This window comes from Maribacter sp. ACAM166 (assembly GCF_005771495.1).
Lineage (GTDB): Bacteria > Bacteroidota > Bacteroidia > Flavobacteriales > Flavobacteriaceae > Maribacter.
In genome coordinates, this window is the sequence record NZ_VAUW01000032.1 from 25,731 (window position 1) to 49,729 (window position 23,999).

The window sequence follows — 23,999 nt, forward strand, 5'->3', positions numbered from 1 at the left end:
TTGTTGAGACAATGCGGTGGCAGAATTATTTTTAAAGCACTTAAAGGTAGAATGGCCCCACAAATATAGTTATGGATATATATCAAAACCCGAGTTATACTTTTTTAATGGATAGAAACTTGGTACAACAGAAGAAGGATACTCTCTGCTTTGAGATAGTAAACCATAGAAAAAAATAAAATGTACAATAAACAAATAGGGCATAATCTTTATCAGATTGTTTACTTTTATTGACAGTCCAGTAATTTATCGGCTCCCAAAACCTAATCAGAAAAGGAAGAACTCTCGAAACTTTAGTTTGTCTATTTTTGATTACAGCATTTATAATACCAGTATATTAATCGTTAAATCTCCAAATATTTCTACTTAACATAATAAGTGGGTATTGAATCTTCAAAGAGTTTCTTCAAGTATATAATTCGCACTCAAAATCGTACTTTTACATCTTTGCTATGAATTCATGACTGATTACGAAGAAAATATAGAAGTTAAAGGCGCTCGCGTACATAACCTTAAAAATATTGATGTTACCATTCCTAGAAATAAACTTGTTGTAATAACGGGTCTATCTGGAAGTGGAAAATCTTCTCTGGCATTTGACACTATTTATGCCGAAGGACAACGACGCTATATTGAAACCTTTTCCGCTTACGCAAGACAGTTCTTAGGTGGGCTTGAACGCCCAGATGTTGACAAAATTGATGGGTTGTCTCCGGTAATTGCTATTGAGCAAAAAACCACCTCAAAATCTCCAAGATCAACAGTAGGTACCATTACTGAGGTGTATGATTTCTTACGCTTACTTTTTGCCCGTGCTGCGGATGCACACAGTTATAATACTGATGAAAAGATGGTAAGTTACAGCGATGAACAAATTAAAAATTTGATTATCGAATCTTACGATACTAAGAAAATAAACATTCTTGCTCCTATTATTAAATCTAGAAAAGGACATTACAGGGAGCTTTTTGAGCAGATTGCTAAACAAGGCTTTGTAAAAGTTAGGGTTGATGGCGAGATAAAAGATATTGTTAAAGGAATGAAGGTGGATCGGTATAAGACCCACGATATTGAAATAGTCATCGATCGTTTAAAAGTTATTCAGAACGAAGATTTTCATAAACGCCTTTCAGAAACTATAAATACCGCAATGTATAGCGGAAATAATGTACTAATGGTATTGGAAGAAGGCACAAAAGTACCTCGGTATTTTAGTAGAGATTTAATGTGCCCTACAACGGGTATCTCCTACCCTACTCCAGAACCTAATACCTTTTCGTTCAACTCACCTAAAGGCATGTGCCCGAATTGCAGCGGGTTAGGTCATGTTTATGAAGTCAATGAAAAAAAGATATTCCCGAATAAAAAACTATCCATTATGGGTGGTGGTATCGCACCATTGGGCGAATACAAAAAGTCTTGGGCCTTCAAGCAGATAGAAACAATTGCACAACGCTATAATTTTGAACTTACCGATGCTATTCAAGATATACCTAATGATGCTATTGAAGTTTTATTGAATGGAGGAAAAGAAAGTTTTGAAGTTGATTCTAAATCCTTAGGGGTTAAAAGAACCTACAAAATCGAGTATGAGGGTATTTCTAAATTTATAAAGAATCAGTTCGAAGAAGCGGCATCTACATCTCTTAAAAGATGGGCCAAGGAATATATGGACAAGATTACTTGCCCATCGTGTACCGGTTTTCGACTGAAGAAAGAATCCTTATTTTTTAAAATCGAAGACAGAAATATTGCAGAATTGGCCAATCTAGATATCGTAGAACTTTCTGAATTTTTCACGAATCTTGATAAAAGACTAGAAGGGAATCAATTAAAGATAGCTGAAGAAATAATAAAGGAGATTAACACTCGAATACAATTTTTGTTAGATGTTGGTCTTGATTACTTATCATTGAACAGAAGCTCAAAGTCACTTTCAGGTGGCGAAGCACAACGTATTCGTTTAGCAACACAGATTGGCTCTCAATTGGTTGGTGTGCTATATATTTTAGATGAACCAAGTATTGGGTTACACCAACGCGATAATGAGCGATTAATTAAATCTTTAGAATCGTTAAGGGATATAGGAAACTCGGTAATTGTAGTTGAGCATGACCGTGATATGATCGAACGTGCAGACCATGTGATTGATATTGGGCCTAAAGCTGGTAAAAACGGAGGTGAAATTATTTCAGAAGGAACCCCTGAAGAATTGAAAAATTTCAACACTTTAACGGCGGATTATATGACCGGCATCAAAAAAATTGAGGTTCCTAAAACGAGAAGAAAGGGAAATGGTCTCGAAATTGTGTTATCTGGTTGTACTGGTAACAACCTGAAGAACATATCGGTTACATTTCCATTAGGGAAAATGATAGGTGTTACTGGGGTATCTGGTAGTGGTAAATCGACGCTAATTAACGAAACGCTTTATCCAATTATGAACGCCTACTATTTTAATGGGGTCAAAAAACCGATGCCGTATAAAAAAATATCAGGTTTAGAGCATATCGATAAGGTAATAGAAATTAATCAATCACCAATTGGCCGAACACCTCGATCTAATCCTGCAACATATACAGGTCTTTTTAGCGAGGTAAGGTCTTTGTTTGCAAAAACAACTGAAGCTGCAATTAGAGGATATAAACCTGGTAGATTTAGCTTTAATGTAAAAGGAGGGCGTTGCGAAACCTGCCAAGGTGGTGGGTTAAGGGTTATTGAAATGAATTTTTTACCTGATGTTTATGTTGAGTGTGAAACTTGTAATGGTAAGAGATTCAATCGAGAAACATTAGAAATAAGATATAAAGGCAAGTCTATTTCAGATGTTTTAGAAATGAAAATTGATGAAGCTGTTGCATTTTTTGAACTAATTCCTAAAATACATCGTAAGTTAAAGACAATACAAGATGTTGGTTTAGGGTACATATCTTTGGGTCAACAATCAACCACTTTGTCTGGTGGGGAAGCCCAACGTATAAAATTGGCAACAGAACTTTCAAAGAGGGATACTGGCAATACCTTTTATATTTTAGATGAGCCTACTACTGGACTTCATTTTGAAGATATTAGGGTTTTGATGGATGTTTTGAATAAATTGGCTGATAAGGGGAATACTGTTTTGGTTATTGAACACAATATGGATGTAATCAAAATGGTAGATTACATTATAGACATTGGCTATGAAGGTGGACGCTCTGGTGGTCGATTGGTCGCAAAAGGTACTCCTGAAGAAGTAGCAAAAGATAAGAAAAGTTATACGGCAACATTTTTAAAAAGAGAATTGAAAAGTTAAATATAGCCATCAATAAACAATGAGATTAATATAAAAATAGATGAGATCAGAAAAACATCATAAAGGTTGGAATGAAATAAAAACGAATGACTCATGGGCTATTTTTAAAATCATGGGCGAATTTGTCAATGGTTTTGAACGCATGAGTAAAATAGGTCCGTGTGTCTCTATTTTTGGTTCCGCTAGAACAAAAGAGGAAGATCCATATTATAAACTGTCAGTCTCTATAGCAAAATCTATTGCAGAAGCAGGATATGGTGTTATTACTGGAGGTGGCCCTGGTATCATGGAAGCAGGAAATAAAGGGGCAAATCTTGCTGGTGGTATTTCTGTAGGACTAAACATTGACCTTCCATTCGAACAGCATGACAACCCATATATAGACAATGATAAAAGTTTAGATTTTGACTATTTCTTCGTAAGAAAGGTTATGTTCGTAAAATATTCTCAGGGTTTTGTAGTAATGCCAGGAGGATTTGGGACACTAGATGAACTATTTGAAGCAATTACCTTGATACAAACCCATAAAATCGGAAAATTTCCGATTATCTTGGTCGGAAGCGATTTCTGGACAGGTCTATTCGAATGGATTAAAGGCACTATGCTAAAAGTTGGTAATATTAGTGCAGAAGATTTAAATCTTATTAAAATTGTGGATACAGAAAAAGAAGTTGTAGAGATTATTGATTCCTTTTACAAAGGCCATTCTATGAGTCCTAATTTTTAATCTTAGCCTTGACCCACAACTTCAATTTACTTTTCTGTTTAAGTTTAATTCTTTTGGTTTCTGTTGGAACAAAAGGGTATGCGCAATATGAAACTGACCTTACGGTAAGTTTAAATGAATATACCAAAGAACTGGAAATTCGTCAAGAATTCACATACTACAACAACTCTAATTATAACTTAGGTGTGCTATATTTTAATGATTGGGCAAATGCCTATTCAGATAAGAATACAGGTCTCGCCAAACGGTTCGCCCAAGAATTCAAAAAATCATTGCATCTTGCCAAGGATAGCGAGCGTGGTGCCACCACTATTATTAGTGTAGTAGATGATTCGTATAATGGTTTACAATGGACCCATACAGAAGGTGAAGATATCCTAAAGGTAACGTTGGCAGATATTTTACTTCCAAAACAATCCACAAAAGTATTTATAACCTACAAAGTAAAATTACCTCCTAATAAATTCACTCCTTATGGGTATGACCCTAAAGGAACCTATTATTTAAAGGATTGGTATTTAACACCAGCAGTCTATGATGGAAAATGGGAACTTTACTCAAATAAAAACTTAGAAGATCTCTATACAAATGTAACCAACACAGTCATTAATTTTAAATTCCCCGACAGTCTCTATTTAGCTTCAAACTTTAAAATAGAATCACTTTCAGAGTTCCCTAATGGTCAATTTGCTCAATTAAAGGGGAGCCTACAAAGGAGCGGTGAAATAATTTTAAAAACAGAGAAGGAGTTTATAACCCACACGACTCCGTACATGACATTTCTCACCAATATAAAGGCCCCAAGGTACAGTAACATAGGGCAAGGGCTTTCTATAAATAAGGTTGCAGATTTCATATATACTAATTTAGGAGCCTATCCACATGAAAAAGTATTGGTTAGTGAACTAGATTATGATAAAGACCCCTTATACGGTCTAAACCAATTACCATCATTTATAAGGCCTTATGAAGAACAGTTTCAGTTTGAAATGAAATTCCTTAAAACAGCTTTAAATAGTATTTTAAGGGAAACCATGTTTTTAAATCCACGAAAAGAACAATGGTTAAATAGTGCCATATCTAATTACTTGATGATTGCGTATGTAGAAGAGTACTATCCTAATCAAAAGCTTATGGGGAAATTGTCCAGTATTTGGGGGTTTCGCAGTTTCGAATTGGCCAAAATGGACTTTAATGATCAGTACGCTTTTCTATATAATCTTACCGCTCGAAAAAATTTAGATCAAGCACTACAAACACCAAACGACTCACTGATTAAATTCAATCAAAAAATAGCTAACAAATATAAAGCTGGCTTAGGTTTAGCTTATTTAGCTGATTATATAGGCAAAGAAAAGGTAGATAAAAGTATTAAAACATTCTTTGAGTATTATAAATTAAATACAGTTAAAGTTCTCGACTTTGAATCCATTCTAAAACGATCTACAACACAGGATATCAATTGGTTTTTTAGGGATTATGTTTCCACTGATCGAAGAATTGATTTCAAAATAAAAAACGTAAAGCAAAAGCAAGATTCTTTATTGGTTACTATAAAGAACAAGGAAGGAACAAATGTGCCAATATCCGTATTTGGTCTTAAAAATGATTCAGTAGTATCCCAATACTGGTTTAGTGATATTAAACTCGAGGAAACATTTACCATTCCCAACAATGAGGAAGATAAATTGGTGTTAAATTATAATCAGAAAATTCCTGAATTTAATCAAAGGGATAATTGGAAGTCTTTAAAGGGGTTTTTATCAAGTAACAAGAAATTAAAATTCACCTTTTTCAAGGATGCTGAAAATCCATATTTCAATCAGGTCTTTTATGTTCCGGTTATCAATTTTAACATATATGATGGTTGGGCACCAGGTATACGTCTTTATAATAAAACCCTTCTTGAGCGCCCTTTTGTCTATGACTTCTCTCCCTCCTATTCTTTTAAGGAAAAAGCATTCGTTGGATATGGTAAATTTAGTTATCGAAAATATTTAAGCAAGAGCGGTCTGTATGTCGCTAATTATGCAATTGGAGCCTCCACCTCGCATTTTAATGAAAATTCAAGATATACTTCAATCACTCCATCTTTTAGTTTAGGCTTTAGACCTGAAGATTTAATCTCTAATAAGAGGGAGTTTTTATCCTTTAGGTATGTAAACATTTTACGTGATTTTGATACTTCTTTACAGAATTTGGCCAGTGATCCAGAAAATCCTGATTATAGCGTTTTTAATGCTCGTTACATCAACAGAAATAACGGCATAATAGATTACAATTCTTGGTTTTTAGATTTTCAATTGGCCGGTAATTTCAGTAAAGTGTCATTTGAATATGAGTACCGTAAATTATTTAAAAACAACCGACAATTGAATCTTAGATTCTTTGCTGGTAAATTTTTGAGCAATAGAACAAAAACAGACTTTTTTAGCTTCGCATTAGACCGCCCCACAGATTACCTTTTTGATTATGGGTATTTAGGTAGGTCTGAAGATTCAGGTATATATAGCCAACAGATTATTATAGCCGAAGGTGGATTTAAATCATTTTTAGATGATCAGTATCGGTTTTCAAATGACTGGATGACCACAGTGAACGGTAGTTTCAATGTATGGCGATGGATTGAGCTCTATGGAGACGCAGGTTTGGTTAAAAACACAGGACTTAGCGAAAAATTCGTGTACGACTCTGGGGTTCGTTTAAATTTAGTCACTGATTATTTTGAATTATATCTACCAGTATATTCAAATAACGGCTGGGAAGTTTCACAACCTAACTACGGGGAGAAAATCAGATTCATAATAACGGTAAGTCCTAAAACATTGACTGGGCTATTTACAAGAAAATGGTTTTAAACTGATAAATTTTAAATCAGATATTACTTTTCTATTATTAAATTCAATAAAACACAGTTTTTACCCTATTTTGTTGAAAAATATGTAATAAATTAACTAGCAACGGCATTGCTATAATCTTCCTGATTTGGTAGTTTTGTATAAACTAGTTAAATACATGGACGTTTCTTCAAAAACAAGCAATGACATTTCTTTTGATGACTTCAAAGAGCAAATCATACATGATTATGAAATTGCTTTTTTGAGTAGAACTTGTAGTTTGCTAGGAAGAAAAGAAGTACTTACCGGTAAGGCGAAATTCGGCATCTTTGGCGATGGTAAAGAACTACCACAATTAGCAATGGCAAGGTCGTTTAAAAATGGTGATTTTAGAAGTGGGTACTATCGAGACCAAACTTTCATGATGGCTTTGGGCCTTCTTAAACCTAAAGACTTCTTCCACGCACTTTATGCAACAACTGCTATTGAAATGGAACCCATGAGTGCTGGAAGACAAATGGGTGGTCACTTTTTAACCCACAGCCTTAATACAGATGGAAGCTGGAAAGACTTGACCAAGCAAAAAAACAGTAGTGCCGATATATCTTGTACAGCAGGTCAGATGCCACGATTATTAGGCTTGGCGCAAGCTTCAAAAGTATATCGTAACCAAAAAGGGCTTGATAGTGCAAAATTCTCGGTAAACGGAGACGAGATTGCATGGGGTACGATAGGGAATGCAAGTACGAGTGAAGGAATGTTCTTTGAAACTATTAATGCCGCCGGTGTTTTGCAAGTGCCAATGGTCATTAGTATTTGGGATGATGAATATGGTATTTCCGTACCGGCAAAACATCATACTACAAAAGAGGATATCTCAAAAGTACTTTCTGGGTTTCAACGCACAGATAGTGAAAAAGGATATGAAATTTTTAAGGTAAACGGTTGGGATTATACGGCACTTATGCATGCCTATGAAAATGCGGCAGACATAGCCAGGCAAGAACATGTACCGGTAATGATTCATGTAAAACAATTAACACAACCCCAAGGTCATTCTACTTCAGGATCTCATGAACGTTATAAAGACAATAAGCGTTTAGAATGGGAACGTGATAATGATTGCAACAAGCGTTTTAAAGAATGGATTCTAGAATCTGGCATTGCGAGCAATGAAGAATTGGAAACTATTGAGAAAAGAATTAAACGAACGGTAAGAGAAGCTAAAAAACAAGCATGGGAAGAATATTTAGATGGTCTTCTATCTGCTAAAAAAACATTGGTGAATTTAATTCAGCAAGCTTCTTCTAAAAGTCCAAACAAGAATTTTTTAAATAAATTAAAGAATGATTTAATTGCCACAGAAGAACCCGTTAAAAAAGATTTGGCCATTTCTGCACGTAAATCTTTACGTTTTCTTTTAGGGGAAACATCAAATGAAAAAGCAGCCTTAAGCGAATGGACTTCTAAGTTTCTTAAAGAAGCTCAATATATATATAGTGCACATTTATATAGCGAGAACGAGAATAAAGCTACGAATATAAGAGCAATTCCTCCGGTCTATATGAGTGAATCTGATCAGGTAGATGGTAGAGTTATACTACGGGACAATTTCGATAAATTATTTGAAAAATATCCTAACACTTTAATTTTTGGTGAAGATACAGGGGTTATTGGTGATGTAAATCAAGGCCTAGAAGGAATGCAAGAAAAATATGGTAACATTCGTGTAGCTGATACAGGGATACGTGAAACGACCATCATTGGTCAAGGAATAGGAATGGCGCTAAGAGGACTTCGTCCAATCGCTGAAATTCAATACTTGGATTATATTTTTTATGCTATGTCAACGCTAACAGACGATTTAGCATCGCTATTATATCGAACTGCCGGTAAACAGAAGGCTCCTTTAATTATAAGAACAAGAGGCCATAGGTTAGAAGGCATCTGGCACTCTGGTTCTGAAATGGGAGGACTTATACATTTATTGAGAGGAATGTATATTCTGACTCCTCGAAATATGACCCAAGCCGCAGGTTTCTACAATACTCTTTTAAAGAGTGATGAACCCGCACTGGTTATTGAAAGTTTAAACGGTTATCGTTTAAAAGAAAAAAAACCAAATAATCTGGGTGAATTCTGTACACCTATAGGTAAAGTAGAAACTATTAAAGAAGGTAATGATATAACCATAGTTTCCTACGGGTCAACATTAAGAATTGTTGAAAAGGCCGCAAAAGAGCTTTTAGAAGTGGGTATAGATGCTGAAATAATTGATGCACAAACCTTACTCCCTTTTGATATTGAAAAAGACGTATTAGTAAGTGTTAAAAAAACAAATAGGTTATTAGTTGTTGATGAAGATGTACCTGGCGGATGTTCTGCTTACTTATTGAACGAGATCATTGAAAAACAAGGCGCATTTAGCTATTTAGATAGTGCCCCTCAAACGTTGAGCGCCAAAGCACACAGACCTGCTTATGGTACCGATGGTGATTATTTTTCGAAACCAAATCGGGAAGATATTTTTGAAAAAGTGTATGCCATAATGCACGAAGTGAGTCCGAAAGACTATCCTAAATTACGATAGTTCAACTACTATCTTAAAGTCAAAGAATCCCATTTAAAAAGGAATTCTTTGTTTAATATATTTTATAACTGATTTTTAATATCAGATGCTGCTTTCTTTACAGTTGACATATTCTCACTCAATTAGTATAAATATGGTGCTGTCCTTCTAAATTCATTTCTAAATTTTTAAATTGTATTTACAAAATTATCTCACATACCTCTATTGATTATAATTAACTTTCCATTTTAAACAACCATCCTTAAATCATGGTAGAAGAATTACATTTAGATTTAATTTTAAAAGAGCACTATGCCATTGATAGACCTTCAATCACTAAGCTAGAGGGATACGATAGTATTAATTTTAAAATAGAGACCAATACTGATATCTATGTTTTAAAGGTGTACCCCAATTCAAGCGAAGTTTTAGAATTGATTTCAGCCGAAAATGAACTATTATTAGCACTAGAGCATATGGGTGTTTCTTGCTCTAGGTTAATAGCTACAAAATCTGATACGTTTAATTTAATCACAGATAAGTACACATTTCGCTTACTAACCTTCTTAAGTGGCACTTTTCTAGCTGAAACAATACATACTAATCTTTTATTGGCATCTTTTGGATCGACCTTAGCGAAAATTGATAGTAGTTTAATAAACCAAAATAATGCTGCTATAAAGGCAAAAGAAACACAATGGGATCTGAAACATTTTCAAAAAAATTGGAAGTATTTAGCTGACATCCCCGATGCTAGCGACCGAAGCTTAGTTGACTATTTCTGCCTACAATTCAATGAACATATACTGCCTTTACAGTACGAATTTAGACAAAGCATTATTCATAATGATGCGAATGACTGGAATGTGCTTGTAGATAATGATGAAGTAACGGGTATCATAGATTTCGGGGATATGTGCCATTCTTGGCTCATTAACGAGTTGGCAGTAGGTCTTACCTATGTTTTAATGGAAAAAGAGAAACCGTTAGAAATTGCATTCATGGTCATACAAGCATATCATGCTGTATTTCCTTTAGATGAAAAGGAAGTAGACTCACTTTACTATTTAATTGCTGCACGTTTGTGCACTAGTGTTTTAAACTCTGCGCATACCAAAAAAATCAAACCAGAATCATCTTACATTACTATTAGCGAAAAATCGGCTTGGAAGCTTTTACGTATCTGGGTCTCGATAAATCCAATACAAGCCAAAAATACATTTAGAGATGCGTGTAATTTTTCAAAATTGGTAGGCAAAAGTCTTAACGAACAACTTGAACATCGGAAAAAAAATATTAGTTCTTCCCAGTCCCTTAGTTATTCAGAACCCATTCAAATGTCTGGTGCAGCATTTCAATACATGTATGACACCGATGGGAATACTTTTCTCGATGCTTACAATAATATTATTCAAGTGGGCCATTGCCACCCAAACGTGGTTAGGGCTGGGCAACGAACAATGGCTAAACTAAATACCAATACAAGATATCTCTACGATGAATTGTTGTCATATACTGATCATTTATTATCCAAATTTCCATCTCATCTTACTAAGGTGTTTTTAGTGAATTCTGGTAGTGCTGCATCAGATTTAGCATTACGTATTGCAAAAACACATACTGGGAAACAAAAAGTTTTGGTGTTGGAGCATGGGTATCATGGTAATACCCAAAATACAATCGATATTAGTCATTATAAGTACAATCATAAAGGAGGTACGGGTAAAAAGCAAGATATTCTGCAAACAGAACTCCCAAAATGCTTTAACACCAATCTAGGAACAGAAGAAGATATAGCCAAACATTATGTTGCATTAGCGCAAAAAAAAATTGAAATAAATGAAGGCCAGATTGCTGCTTTTATAGCAGAACCAATAGTTGGTTGTGGCGGACAAGTACCTTTACCCAAAACCTATTTAAAAAGCATCTATGCAGAAATACGCAAACAAGGTGGCTTATGTATCAGTGATGAAGTACAAGTTGGTTTCGGCAGGTTAGGTAAATACTTCTGGGGCTATGAAATGTATGATGTTATACCAGATATTGTGATTTTAGGCAAACCAATAGGTAACGGCCATCCTATGGCAGCAGTAGTCACTACTGAAGAAATATCTAATAGTTTTAATAACGGAATGGAGTTCTTTAGTTCGTTTGGTGGCAATCCTGTCTCATGCGCTATTGGAGAGGCTGTATTGACCACTTTAGAGGAAGAGGATTTACCAAATAAAGCACATCAAGTTGGAGCGTACTTAAAGAAAGGGTTACACACTCTTCAAAAGAAATATCAAGAATTGGCGGACATACGGGGTGAAGGGCTTTTTCTTGGCGTAGAAATTTTAGATTCACAGGGAAATGCAGGAACTGAACTAGCATCCTTTATAAAAAACGAGCTTCGCTCAAAATTTATACTTATTAGTACCGACGGACCTTATGATAACGTGCTGAAAATTAAGCCACCTCTGTATTTTACTATAGAAAATGCAGATCAGCTACTACAAGAACTGGATGAAATTTTAAATAAAATAAAAAAAAATTAATACTTTTAAAGTAAATTATTTTAACACATGAAAAACCCCCTCCTTAAGGATATCGGCTTAGCCTTTTTTAGAATTTCCGTTTCCGCAATGTTGCTAACACATGGTCTTCCAAAATTTCAGAAACTAATTTCAGGTAATTTCGAATTCGGTGATCCAATTGGTATAGGAGCAGCTCCTTCATTATTTTTAGCGGTAATTGGAGAATTCATTTGCCCTATATTAATCATCATAGGCTTTAGAACTCGATTATCGGCTATACCAGCTGCCATTACTATGGGTGTTGCCGTTTTTATAGCTCATGGCGCAGACGGTTTTGGAACCAAAGAAAAAGCGCTATTATATTTAGTAGCTTTTCTTACCATAATCTTAGTTGGTCCTGGTAGATTTGGTATACATAGAAAATAATATTTAAACTATTTTATACAATAGTTCTTTAAGCAAATCGGCATCACTCATTGTAGCAGAACCAACACCTTTACCTTTTAAGTCCATTTCTCGCAAACTTGAGATTATTGAACTTACTTTTTTCATTGGGTAATTTCTTGCAGCAGTCTGTATTTCATTTACAAAATATGGATTGATCCCTAAGGTACTGGCTACATTTTTTGGAGCGTGATCGCTTAACCCATGATATTGCAACAACTGAGTAAAAAAGGAATTCAATAAAGTTACTGTTAGGACAAAGGGATTATCTTTAGGATTTTGGGCGAAATACGTAATTATCTTTGCTGCTTTTACTATATCTCGTTCACCAATCGCCTTTTTCAACTCAAAGTTGTTATAATCTTTACTTATACCTATATGCTCTTCTATATGCTGAGGCGTAATGTCGGTTTGTTGAGGTAATGCCAACTTTAATTTTTCAAGTTCTTTACTGATTTTACTTAAATCAGTTCCTAAATATTCTACCAATAATACAGCGGCCTTATGAGAAATGGTGTATCCATTGCTCAATAAATTCTTTCTAAGCCAATCGCTCACTTTATTTTCATAAAGCTTTTTACTTTCAAAAATGACACCGCTCTTTTTAATTATCTTAAATAACCTCTTACGTTTATCAAGCTTTTTATATTTATAACAAATTACAAGAATAGTTGATTGTTGTGGGTTTTCGGCATAAGCACATAGTTGTTCAATCGTACGTGAAAGGTGTTGGGCCTCTTTAACAATAACAACTTGCCGCTCAGCCATCATAGGATATCTCTTTGCATTACCTACAATATCATCAATGGACACATCACGACCATAAAGAACCGTTTGATTGAATTCCTTCTCATCTTCGGTCAATATCGTACTCCCTATATAATCTGCTATTTTATCAATAAAATAAGCTTCTTCTCCATAAAGGAAATAGACAGGACTAAACTGTCCCTTTTTTATTGTATTGACTATTTGTATCGCTTCATCCATCCAGAAAAATTCATCAACTTTGTGTAATGCAGCCTCTTAATTTCCCTAGCTACACTTTCAGGGTCAAAAATAGCGAAAATAGAACCTTAATTTTTGACGATATACGTAAAAAATTTGTGGTGCTAACTCCAGAAGAGTGGGTTAGGCAACATGTGGTTCGATATCTGCTGATAGAAAAGAAATATCCTATAAACCATATCAATGTCGAAAAACAAATCAAACTGAACGGATTAATAAAAAGATACGATATTGTTGTTTTTAATTCAAATGGCAAACTACATATTCTTATTGAGTGTAAAGCACCAGCAATACCAATATCTCAAACTACTTTTGACCAAATAGCACAGTACAATATAAAACTTAATGCCAATTATCTAATGGTCACTAACGGACTTTCACATTTTTACTGTCAAACAGACACTCAAGCGGAAAAATATGAATTTATGCAAGAAATTCCTGATTTTAGCCGTTAATTTGCCATCGTTTTGAAAATAGCAATAGTCATATTAAATTGGAATGGTGAAGTTCTTTTAGAGCGGTACTTGCCTTCTGTTATCGAACATTCTAATGATGCAGACATCTACGTAGCCGATAATGCTTCTACCGATGATTCAATCGCATTCGTTACTTCAAATCATCCATCCATCAAAATAATAAAAAATACTGAAAATGGAGGTTTTGCAAAAGGATATAACGATGCCTTGGTACATGTTAATGCAGATATCTATTGCTTATTAAATTCTGATGTAGAAGTAACACCAAATTGGCTGACTCCCATTAAAGATGCTTTTTTAAATATACCAGACGTTGCCATTATACAGCCTAAAATTCTAGATTTACTTAAAAAAGACCATTTTGAGTATGCTGGCGCAGGCGGCGGCTTTATAGATCAATTGGGATACCCCTTTTGTAGAGGTAGAATATTTCAAACCCTAGAGCGAGATACTGGTCAATATGATGATATAAAAGAGATTTTTTGGGCAACGGGAGCCTGTATGTTCGTTAGAAAAAATGTGTTCGAAGAACTACATGGTTTTGATAATGATTACTTTGCCCATCAAGAAGAAGTAGATTTTTGCTGGCGTGCTAAAAACCATGGTTATAAAATAATATATGTAGGTGCTTCTAAAGTATTTCATCTAGGTGGTTCAACCTTAAGTAATATGAATCCAAAAAAAACATACTTGAATTTCAGGAACTCCTTATTTTCAATAACCAAGAATCTACCTAGAAGAAAAGCCTTTCTCATTATTTTCTTACGATTGCTTTTAGATGGTATTGCCGCCCTACGCTTTATATTTCAATTTCGGTTTAACCACTTTTTTGCGATTTTTAGGGCTCATTTAAGCTTTTATAGACAGTTTCGGAAGATGTACAAAAAACGTGAAAAGACTAAGTTTTTAAGAAAATATTACATAACTCAGTCCATAGTCTGGTCTTATTTTGTACATAAGGTAAGAAATTTTAACATTTTAGTAAAAGATTAACTATGCTGCTAGATAAGTGACTTTCTAATTCTCTAATTTTGAAATTGCTTAAGGGCGAAAATAAAGTAACTAAATATTAATATACATTTAAATTATGAAGAAAATATTATTAGGATGTCTTGGAGTAACGCTTTTATTATCTTCTTGTGTATCGCAGAAGAAATATGCAGACCTTGAAGCAAAACACAAAGGAACACAAGATTTGTTGAATTCTGCAACGGTCAAATTAAACGGTTGTTTAGAAGAAAAAGCTACAGCTTCATCTAGACTTCAAACTTTAGAAGATCAGAATGCATTTTTAAAAGCCAATAATCAAGATTTGATTAATAATATGGGCAACTTGACAACTTTAACTACTAAAGGTGCTGAGAATTTAGAGAAATCTTTGGAAAGTCTTCAAGAAAAAGATTTGACCATTCGTAAATTAAATGATGCCATTACCCGTAGAGATTCTGTAAACCTTTCTTTGGTACAGAGCTTAAAAGGTGTTTTAGGAAATATGGATGACGAGGACATTGAAATCAGTGTTGAAAAAGGTGTTGTATTCGTATCTATTTCTGATAAATTATTGTTTAGTAGTGGTAGCTACAACATAACTAGTAGAGCAAAAGAAGTTCTAGGTAAAGTTGCTAAAGTAGTAAACAACAAGCCTGATTTCGAATTTATGGTAGAAGGCCATACTGATGATGTACCTTACAACGCAGGTGGTGTTTTATTAGACAACTGGGATTTGAGTGTTAAACGTGCAACTTCAGTAGTACGTATTTTACAAAATAGTTTCAATGTTGACCCTAAGAGAATGACTGCTGCAGGTAGATCTCAATACATTCCTGTATCTAGCACTGAGAAGTCTAGAAATAGAAGAACCCGCATCGTTGTTCTTCCAAAAATTGATCAGTTCTATAGCATGATTGAAGAAGGAATGAAAGATCCCGCTATCAACAATTAAGAATCCTGATTCTGAATAAAATTAAAGCGACCCAAATAAATGGGTCGCTTTTTTTATATCTATATTTTAAGAAGCTATACTAAAATTTATTGATAGAAGTATACGAGACATTTAACGGAATATGTTTTTTTAGAAATGAAAATCCATCCGTTTTAGGCTTTGCTTTAAAATACGAGGCTAGCCAAGCGAATATAATTAGAGATTAAAGAATATCTAAACTACCTTTTCCTTCACGAATAACTTCAGGATAGCCTGTAGACAGGTCTATAATTGTCGAACCAATATTTCCACCATAACCACCATCGACTACAATATCAACAAGATTCTCCCATTTTTCAAAAATGAGTCCAGGATCCGTAGTGTATTCCAATACATCATCATCATCACGAATAGATGTTGATACTATTGGGTTACCTAATGCTTCTACTAAGGCTTTTACAATATTATTATTAGGCACACGAATACCTACGGTTTTCTTTTTCTTGAAGTCCTTTGGTAAATTGTTATTTCCTGGTAAAATAAAAGTGTAGGGGCCGGGCAATGCCCTTTTCAAAATTTTGAAAGTAGCGGTATCAATTTGCCGAACATAATCGGATAGGTTGCTTAAGTCGGTACAAATAAAAGACCAATTAGCTTTTGTAAGTTTAATTCCTTTTATGCGGGCAATTTTCTCCAATGCCTTTGTATTGGTAATATCGCAACCCAAACCATAAACGGTATCGGTAGGATAAATGACTAAACCACCTTTTCGCAAAATCGCTACTACCCGCTTTATTTCTTTCGGGTTTGGGTTCTCTTCGTATATTTTAATGAATTCGGCCAACTAATTTTAATTTATTTGATATACCCTAATATAATCGATTTCCATTATAGCAGGAAAAATTGAAGTATCAACACCTTCAAGTCCACCCCAGTTACCTCCAACAGCAATATTCATTAAAAAATAAAAATCATTAGAGAACGGCCAACTTTCACCTGTAGAAGGTGTTGGACGCCTAAATGTAAATTGGATATTATCTACATCGTCGACATAAAATTTTATGTACTTATAAGACCATAATATTCCAAAATTATGAAACTCCTCTTCTATAGTTTCCAAGTCCAATGCCCCAGATGTTATTTCAGTACCATTGGTATGGTTATTTGCCGTACTATGCACCGAAAAATGTGTTTTATTTGGTTTAAAACTAACATACTCCATCATATCAATTTCGCCACATGCTGGCCAACCTACTGACTGTATGTTGCTACCAAGCATCCATAATGCCGGCCAAGTACCGTTTCCTTTATGTTCAGGAATTTTTGCCCTTATTTCCATTCTGCCATATTTAAAAGATTCTTTACTATTTAAGCGTGCAGAAGTAAATGCACCTTCGATGGTATTATCACTGTTTTTTTTAGCAATTATTTTCAAAATTCCACCACTAACTTCTGTATTTCCTTCCGCTTGATAATTTTGAAGTTCATTATTTCCCCATCCATTACCACCAGTCTCGAAAGTCCATTTATCATCTGAGATGGAAGTACCTTCAAATTCATCGCTCCAAACCAAAACCGCATCATCCCAATAATCAGCATCATCAGGGTCTTTGACATCCGTTTCATTTTCAATAGGCTTTGGGTCTGGTGTTTTTGAAATCTCTGTCTCTGCAACATTAGAACTTGAGCAACCGATAAAAAACATGGTCAGCAAAACAGAAATCGAAGTACAATTTTTCATATTTTTTTATATCAATATAAATCAAATTTTCCAAAGTATCGTAAATTTCATTTTTCCCTCTAAAGAACCTCTAGTTTTGCAAACCTTAGTAACAACTTCTTTATATCGCCCTTGTCAAACATTATTTCGGCTTTCCTATCATTACCGGACCCTTCCATTTTAACCACTTTACCACGTCCAAACCGTGTATGGTTCACCATTGAACCCACTTCTAGATTTGGGTCAATCGTATTAGTATTACCAACTGGCACCGCCAATTCGGGCTTTATTTTACGTAATTTTTTAAGCTGATTCAAATTTGGTTGCCCGATACTAGGCGGTGTGCCCCTAACAGGTTTTTCCTGTCTTAATCTACTCTTATCTACCTCACCAAAAATATCGGCGTTAATAAGCGGTTTGTAACGATACCCGCCATCTACCGGCGTAAGATTTTCAACATACTGTTCATCAATTTCTTCTAAAAATCGACTTGGTTCGGCATCAACTAATTTACCCCATCTATACCTATTCTGGGTATAGGTTAGATATGCCTGTTTTTCAGCTCTGGTAAGTGCTACATAAAATAAACGACGCTCCTCTTCCAATTCGCTTCGCGTACTCATACTCATACCAGATGGAAAAAGGTCTTCCTCCATCCCTACGATATACACATATGGAAATTCAAGGCCTTTTGCCAAGTGAATAGTCATAAGGGCTACCCGATCATCATCTCCAGTATCATTATCCAGATTGGTAGCAAGAGCTACATCTTCTAAGAATTCAGTTATACTACCCGTAGCTTCATCAATTTCTTTTTGACCTTCAACGAAATCCTTTATACCGTTTAAAAGTTCTTCTATGTTCTCCATTTTGCCAATACCTTCTGGAGTTCCATCCTTTTTGAATTCCAAGAGAATTCCTGTTTTCTTTGCCACATGTTCGGCCAAGGCAAATGCATCTATACTTTCACTCATGATTTGAAAACTCTTAATCATGGTCACAAAATCCCCTAACTTACGTTTGGTTCCAGAATTTATCTTTAAATCGATTTTATCAATATTCTCCATTACTTCAAAAATGGAGCGATTATAATGATTGGCAGCAACAACAAGTTTATCGATGGTGGTTCCCCCTATCCCCCTAGCCGGAAAATTAATAACCCTTTTTAAGGCTTCCTCATCTTTTGGGTTTATAACCATACGTAAATACGACAATACATCTTTAATCTCTTTACGCTGATAAAAAGAAAGGCCTCCATAAATTCTATAAGGAATATCACGCTTACGTAATGCATCTTCAATAGACCTCGATTGAGAATTGGTTCTGTACAAAATTGCAAATTCCCCATTACCCATTTGCTCTTGCATTCGATGATCCCAAATAGAATTTGCAACAAAACGCCCCTCTTCTGCATCTGTCGGGCTTCTATGAATTTTTATAGCTGCACCATCATCGTTTGCGGTCCAAACAACTTTTTCTATTTGATTTTTATTCTTTGCAATTATAGAGTTAGCTGCATTTACGATATTTCTCGTAGATCGATAATTCTGCTCTAATCTATACATACCTACATTTTCATAATCTTTCTGAAAATTTAGAATATTACTAATATTTGCTCCCCTAAAGGAATAAATACTTTGTGCATCATCACCTACCACACAAATATTCTGAAAACGATCTGCTAATGCCTTTACTATTAAGTATTGAGAATGATTTGTATCTTGGTACTCATCTACTAAAATGTATCGGAAACGGTCTTGATATTTCATCAATACATCTGGAAAACGCGTCAGTAACTCATTGGTTCGTAATAAGAGATCATCAAAATCCATAGCTCCCGCCTTAAAGCAGCGATCTACATAATTTTCATATATGTCCCCTGTTCTTGGTTTCTTGGCCATGGCATCTTGCTCCACTAAATCAGAGTCATTTCGGTATGCCTTCACTGTAACTAAGCTATTTTTAAAGGAAGAGATTCTATTTTGAATCTGCTTATACTTGTAGATATCCTTGTCTAAACCCATTTCCTTTATGATGGATGAAATTAAACGTTGGGAGTCTTGGGTATCATAAATGGTGAAATTACTTGGATAGCCTAGCTTATTTCCATCTATACGTAATAATTTCGCAAAAACCGAATGAAAGGTTCCCATCCATAGATTTTTAGCATCCGTAGATCCAACAATATTAGAAATACGTACTTTCATTTCACGCGCTGCCTTATTGGTAAAAGTCAAGGCCAAAATATTAAAGGAATCTACCCCTTGTGCCATTAGGTGTGCAATTCTATACGTTAGAACACGCGTTTTGCCCGAGCCTGCTCCCGCAATCACCATTAAAGGCCCGTCTTTGTGTAAAACTGGAGCCTTTTGGGCATCGTTCAATTCATCTATAAATGAGCTCAAATTTTCATGTATTTAGAAGCGTAAATTTAACCATTATATAGGGATACAAAAAATGATCTGTTTTAGAATTATAAACAATGGATAGTATTTTCGTTCAATTTGAATATATTTAAAGTTTAAAAAAATTAAATTTTTTATCTGTTTGATATTTAATTAAATAAGTCTAAACTTGTTTAATTTTATCCTTACAAGCATTAAAATAATGAATTTAAATTCATCTTATTGAACAATTAAGACTACTAGAACTACTTATTAACATTAATTATCAAAAATGAAAAAATTAATACTATTGGCATGTATTGCAGCGGGTTTTATGGCTAATGCTCAAGGACCTAAATTGGATAAGGACTATGCATCCATTGAAAATAAAATAATTGAGTGGAGAAGATATTTTCATGAACATCCAGAATTATCCAATAGAGAATTCGAGACTGCGAAAAAGATTGCCGCACATCTTGAATCTTTAGGAATGGAAGTGCAAACTGGTGTTGCGCATACTGGTGTTGTGGGTATCTTAAAAGGAAATAAACCAGGTAAAGTTGTTGCATTAAGAGCCGACATGGATGCCTTACCGGTAACGGAAAGAAATGATTTGCCTTTCAAAAGCAATGTTACTTCAGAATATTTAGGTAACGAAGTTGGTGTAATGCACGCTTGTGGACACGATACCCACGTTGCAATTTTAATGGGTGTTGCAGAAATAATGTCAAAACACAAGGATAAAATAAAAGGAACTGTAAAATTTATTTTTCAACCATCAGAAGAAGGAGCACCTCCAGGAGAAGAAGGTGGTGCAGCTTTAATGATCAAAGAAGGTGTTTTACAAAACCCTGACGTGGATGCTATTTTCGGACTTCATATTAACTCACAAACTCCTGTAGGCATGATTCGTTACAAGTCTGGCGGAACTATGGCCGCAGCACAACGCTTTCAAATCGATGTAAAGGGAAAACAAAGTCACGGTTCGCAACCTTGGTCTGGTGTTGACCCCATTTTAATCAGTGCAAAGATAATTGACGGTCTACAGACTCTAATCAGTAGAGAAATGGATTTAACCAATGAAGCTGCAGTAATTACTGTTGGTAAAATTACATCGGGTGTGCGAAATAATATTATTCCAGAAACTGCTGAAATTGTTGGTACGATACGTACGTTAGATTATGATATGCAAAAGCAGTTAAATAAAAGGATGAGAGAAATGGTTAAATCAATTGCTGAAGCTTATAAAGGGGAAGCCACAGTAGAAATTTCTGATGGAACTGCAATTACTTTTAATAATCCAGAATTGACAGCTCAAATGGTTCCTACCATTGAAGCCGTTGCTGGAAAGGACAATGTAATAATAGCAAAAGCAGTTACAGGAGCCGAGGATTTTTCTTTTTACCAAGAAAAAGTACCTGGTCTATTTTTCTTTTTGGGAGGAATGACACCTGGAACTACAGAGTCCTACCCACACCACACACCAGATTTTTTAATTGATGACAGCGGTATGCTTCTAGGCGTAAAAACTTTAACACAAATGAGTTTTGACTATTTGAACAGTAATAAAACACCACGTTTGAATATGCAACCAAAAGGATAGTATTAATGGTATAATTCTATTCCAAGTCTACTCTGGTAGACTTGGAATTTTTTTTGTCTTATTTAGAAGCGATATTGGGCATCCTCATTCAGAAACACGATACTATTAAACATAATTTACCCGTAGTTGGCCACCTTAGATAATGCCTTACATATATTGGTTCCGAAATGTGCCCTATTTTGTAGTGAACAATCGAGAAGAATTACCTTTTAGTAAAATCGAAAGGGCTTTGGTTTGGCTTAAGCTTCAGCAAAAAAGGAGAACAATTATAAAGGATTCAGTTCTGACCGAGATTTCCACACCTATCAGCATCTATTCATTAAAATTAGAATGATGGCTTATGCTGTTCCCAACCGACACTAAAATGCTGCCGAACCAACACCTTTAGCTAGGCCATGGTAATTTATGTGTGCAATAAGCGTAATATCTTTTAGGTCAGAGAATATTACAAACCTATCTACAATGAGTTTTTCTTGTATGCAAGTTCAAGTATGTCAAACCAAATAAATGCCTTACCCGCAATATATTGCTTCAAAAAAAAACAGCCTTACGCCTGAAATCTGACCACTTGGCATAATATTTAAATACGTTCAGAAATTAATTTTCTGAAATCACACATACTGCAGTTTATGTACATCCAAGCCACTATTCTATGGATGATATACAAGTGAATGCTAATGATAATAACCTAAACAGACGTTTAGCCGCTACCTACGGATATAATAAAGCAAAAGTACCTTTTACAGGAGTTCAAGAATTAAAAGACTGTTCGTATCTTGGCTGCAAATTATAGATTAATCTACTTAATGCGTATTCAATATGATGAAAATATTTTTATGTTCAGTTCTTTTGCTTGTTGGTGTAATTAATGTTCAAGCGCAGAAGAAAAGAGAACTGATAGAACAAAATCAAGAATTAAAATTTCAACTTGATTCTGTAAAGCGAATTATTAGTACAGCACAGCACAATGAAAAATTAGGTCTTTTAAAGGCTGATGAGATGCAAACACAAGTAACGGAGTTACAAAATGCTAATTCCACTTTAATGAAAAACCTGAATAGCTTTGCTACATTATCCAGCCAGAATTCAGAGAATATCAATAAAACCTTGGCTACTTTACAGCGTAAAGAAGAACAGATGAGGGGTATTATAAATGGTATAGCCAGTAATGATTCTACGGCGGTCATGATATTGACCAATTCTAAACAGACATTAGGTGAAAATGCGAATGTAAATGTTTCCAACGGGACAGTAATTATTTCCGAAAAATTAGACTTTTTCTTTACCAATGGTTTAGGAACAACTATTTCAAGCGCTTCTAAAGTATGGCTAGAAAATGTTGCAAAAGTGGTAAATGCTAACCCAAAGAGTATTATTACAATAGCAAGCTTAAATATAACAGGAGAACTGGACCTCGCAATTCAGCAAGCCTCAACTATAGCAAGTATTCTTATTAAGGAGTATCAAGTGAATGGAAAACGTATCAACGCCATTGGAGCAGATGGCGGATTAAGTGAATCCATTCAAATAAAATTTCAGCCAGATTACAAGGAATTTTACACTGTGGCGAAAGGCGAAGTTCAAAATTAAAATACTTGCATTTCATCGATGAGCCAATATACTAATTGAACAAAAACGTCGTTTAATAGTGGTGTAATTCAACAAATAAACTCAAAAAATGACATCAGAACAAGTGTTTCAACTTTTCGCATATTTATTACCCTCAGTAGTTACTGGTGCTATTGCGTTCTACTTCTTTAGAATGCATACCAACAATGAAGAAGGGCGTAGACGTTTCCTTTTACATAAAGATTCGCAAAAAGATACCTTACCTATTCGTTTACAAGCTTATGAGCGAATGTGCTTATTTTTAGAACGTATCGCTATACCAAGTTTAGTCGTTCGTGTTACTCCAAAATCTCAAGATAAAGGCACTTATGAAAGTTTGTTGATTAAGAGTATTGAGACCGAGTTTGATCATAACCTTTCCCAGCAAATCTATATGACCGATGAGTGTTGGAATATTATCAAAGCTGCAAAAAGCGCAACAATACAAATGATAAGAAAAGCATCTATGAGCGAAACAGAATCTGCTGATAAACTTAGAGAAGACATTCTAAATGAAACGATGGATAAATCTTCACCTTCTGCTACTGCCCTAACATTTGTAAAGAGAGAGATTGGAGATTTATGGTAGGTTCGTTGTTGGTTAAAAACATCTAATCTTTACACTGCACGGATTATCAGTACTTTTTAAAGTTCAAGTTCAAGTTCAATATAAAATAAGATTTTTGAGTTAGTCATTTAAGCTCTGTATCTTGTTGTCAATAGAAACAACGTTTATGGAAGTATTTGAAGGACAGAATATATTGAGCTTTGTAAAAGAATTGCCAAATGATGATGCCTGTAAGGCATATTTAGCGAAAATAAAATGGCACGATGGTTTTAAATGTATGAAATGTGGTCACACAAAAGGATGTGAGAAATCTGGGTACAAGTATC

Annotated in this window: 18 protein-coding genes; 14 read left to right on the plus strand and 4 right to left on the minus strand. The window is 34.8% G+C overall.

The window, feature by feature from the left end; translation table 11 throughout:
• Positions 1-460 precede the first annotated feature (460 nt).
• The 6 genes from uvrA to ES765_RS16845 all read left to right on the plus strand — a co-directional run bounded on the left by uvrA (position 461) and on the right by ES765_RS16845 (position 12,370).
• Positions 461-3,295: an excinuclease ABC subunit UvrA gene (uvrA, locus tag ES765_RS16820; protein WP_138115510.1), complete on the plus strand. Its 2,835-nt coding sequence runs from the start codon at positions 461-463 to the stop codon at positions 3,293-3,295.
• A 40-nt stretch (positions 3,296-3,335) separates the two neighbouring features.
• Entirely contained in the window at positions 3,336-4,022 is a 687-nt protein-coding gene (locus tag ES765_RS16825; protein WP_138115511.1) for a TIGR00730 family Rossman fold protein, read from the plus strand.
• Between the two features lie 53 nt (positions 4,023-4,075).
• Complete coding sequence (locus ES765_RS16830) at positions 4,076-6,880, plus strand: metalloprotease (RefSeq protein ID WP_249356555.1); 2,805 nt, start codon at positions 4,076-4,078, stop codon at positions 6,878-6,880.
• Positions 6,881-7,037: 157 nt separating this feature from the next.
• A complete protein-coding gene (locus ES765_RS16835) occupies positions 7,038-9,449 on the plus strand; it encodes a thiamine pyrophosphate-dependent enzyme (protein ID WP_138115512.1) in 2,412 nt (803 codons plus the stop codon).
• Between the two features lie 248 nt (positions 9,450-9,697).
• Entirely contained in the window at positions 9,698-11,965 is a 2,268-nt protein-coding gene (locus ES765_RS16840) for an aminotransferase class III-fold pyridoxal phosphate-dependent enzyme (protein ID WP_138115513.1), read from the plus strand.
• A 27-nt stretch (positions 11,966-11,992) separates the two neighbouring features.
• A complete protein-coding gene (locus ES765_RS16845) occupies positions 11,993-12,370 on the plus strand; it encodes a DoxX family protein (RefSeq protein ID WP_138115514.1) in 378 nt (125 codons plus the stop codon).
• Positions 12,371-12,373: 3 nt separating this feature from the next.
• Here the strand turns inward: ES765_RS16845 and holA are convergent, their stop codons facing one another.
• Entirely contained in the window at positions 12,374-13,375 is a 1,002-nt protein-coding gene (holA, locus tag ES765_RS16850; protein ID WP_138115515.1) for a DNA polymerase III subunit delta, read from the minus strand.
• 26 nt (positions 13,376-13,401) lie between these two features.
• On the opposite strand from holA, the gene ES765_RS16855 reads away from it, so the two are divergent.
• The 3 genes from ES765_RS16855 (at position 13,402) to ES765_RS16865 (ending at position 15,811) form a co-directional block, all read left to right on the plus strand.
• A complete protein-coding gene (locus tag ES765_RS16855; protein ID WP_138115516.1) occupies positions 13,402-13,848 on the plus strand; it encodes a type I restriction enzyme HsdR N-terminal domain-containing protein in 447 nt (148 codons plus the stop codon).
• A 12-nt stretch (positions 13,849-13,860) separates the two neighbouring features.
• Positions 13,861-14,862 carry a glycosyltransferase family 2 protein gene (locus ES765_RS16860; protein ID WP_138115517.1) on the plus strand — a complete coding sequence of 334 codons (1,002 nt, stop codon included), beginning with the start codon at positions 13,861-13,863 and terminating at the stop codon, positions 14,860-14,862.
• A 94-nt stretch (positions 14,863-14,956) separates the two neighbouring features.
• On the plus strand, positions 14,957-15,811 hold the full coding sequence (locus ES765_RS16865; RefSeq protein WP_138115518.1) for a flagellar motor protein MotB: 855 nt from the start codon (positions 14,957-14,959) through the stop codon (positions 15,809-15,811).
• A 202-nt stretch (positions 15,812-16,013) separates the two neighbouring features.
• On the opposite strand, the gene ES765_RS16870 is transcribed toward ES765_RS16865, so the two are convergent.
• Genes ES765_RS16870 through ES765_RS16880 form a run of 3 tightly spaced genes read right to left on the minus strand, consistent with a single transcriptional unit; the run spans position 16,014 to position 19,915 of the window.
• Positions 16,014-16,634 carry an L-threonylcarbamoyladenylate synthase gene (locus tag ES765_RS16870; RefSeq protein WP_138115519.1) on the minus strand — a complete coding sequence of 207 codons (621 nt, stop codon included), beginning with the start codon at positions 16,632-16,634 and terminating at the stop codon, positions 16,014-16,016.
• Between the two features lie 6 nt (positions 16,635-16,640).
• A complete protein-coding gene (locus tag ES765_RS16875) occupies positions 16,641-17,531 on the minus strand; it encodes a family 16 glycosylhydrolase (protein WP_138115520.1) in 891 nt (296 codons plus the stop codon).
• Positions 17,532-17,590: 59 nt separating this feature from the next.
• Positions 17,591-19,915, minus strand: a complete 2,325-nt coding sequence (locus tag ES765_RS16880; protein WP_138115521.1) for an ATP-dependent helicase — start codon at positions 19,913-19,915, stop codon at positions 17,591-17,593.
• 271 nt (positions 19,916-20,186) lie between these two features.
• On the opposite strand from ES765_RS16880, the gene ES765_RS16885 reads away from it, so the two are divergent.
• The 5 genes from ES765_RS16885 to ES765_RS16900 all read left to right on the plus strand — a co-directional run.
• Positions 20,187-21,497, plus strand: coding sequence for an amidohydrolase (locus ES765_RS16885; RefSeq protein WP_138115522.1), 1,311 nt, complete (start codon positions 20,187-20,189; stop codon positions 21,495-21,497).
• A 652-nt stretch (positions 21,498-22,149) separates the two neighbouring features.
• Positions 22,150-22,290 carry a hypothetical protein gene (locus tag ES765_RS21855; RefSeq protein WP_171017340.1) on the plus strand — a complete coding sequence of 47 codons (141 nt, stop codon included), beginning with the start codon at positions 22,150-22,152 and terminating at the stop codon, positions 22,288-22,290.
• A 26-nt stretch (positions 22,291-22,316) separates the two neighbouring features.
• Positions 22,317-23,087 carry a hypothetical protein gene (locus ES765_RS16890; protein WP_138115523.1) on the plus strand — a complete coding sequence of 257 codons (771 nt, stop codon included), beginning with the start codon at positions 22,317-22,319 and terminating at the stop codon, positions 23,085-23,087.
• 88 nt (positions 23,088-23,175) lie between these two features.
• A complete protein-coding gene (locus ES765_RS16895; protein WP_138115524.1) occupies positions 23,176-23,694 on the plus strand; it encodes a hypothetical protein in 519 nt (172 codons plus the stop codon).
• A gap of 145 nt (positions 23,695-23,839) precedes the next feature.
• Positions 23,840-23,999, plus strand: a 160-nt coding sequence (locus tag ES765_RS16900; RefSeq protein WP_138115525.1) for a transposase, incomplete at its 3' end; no start/stop codon positions are given.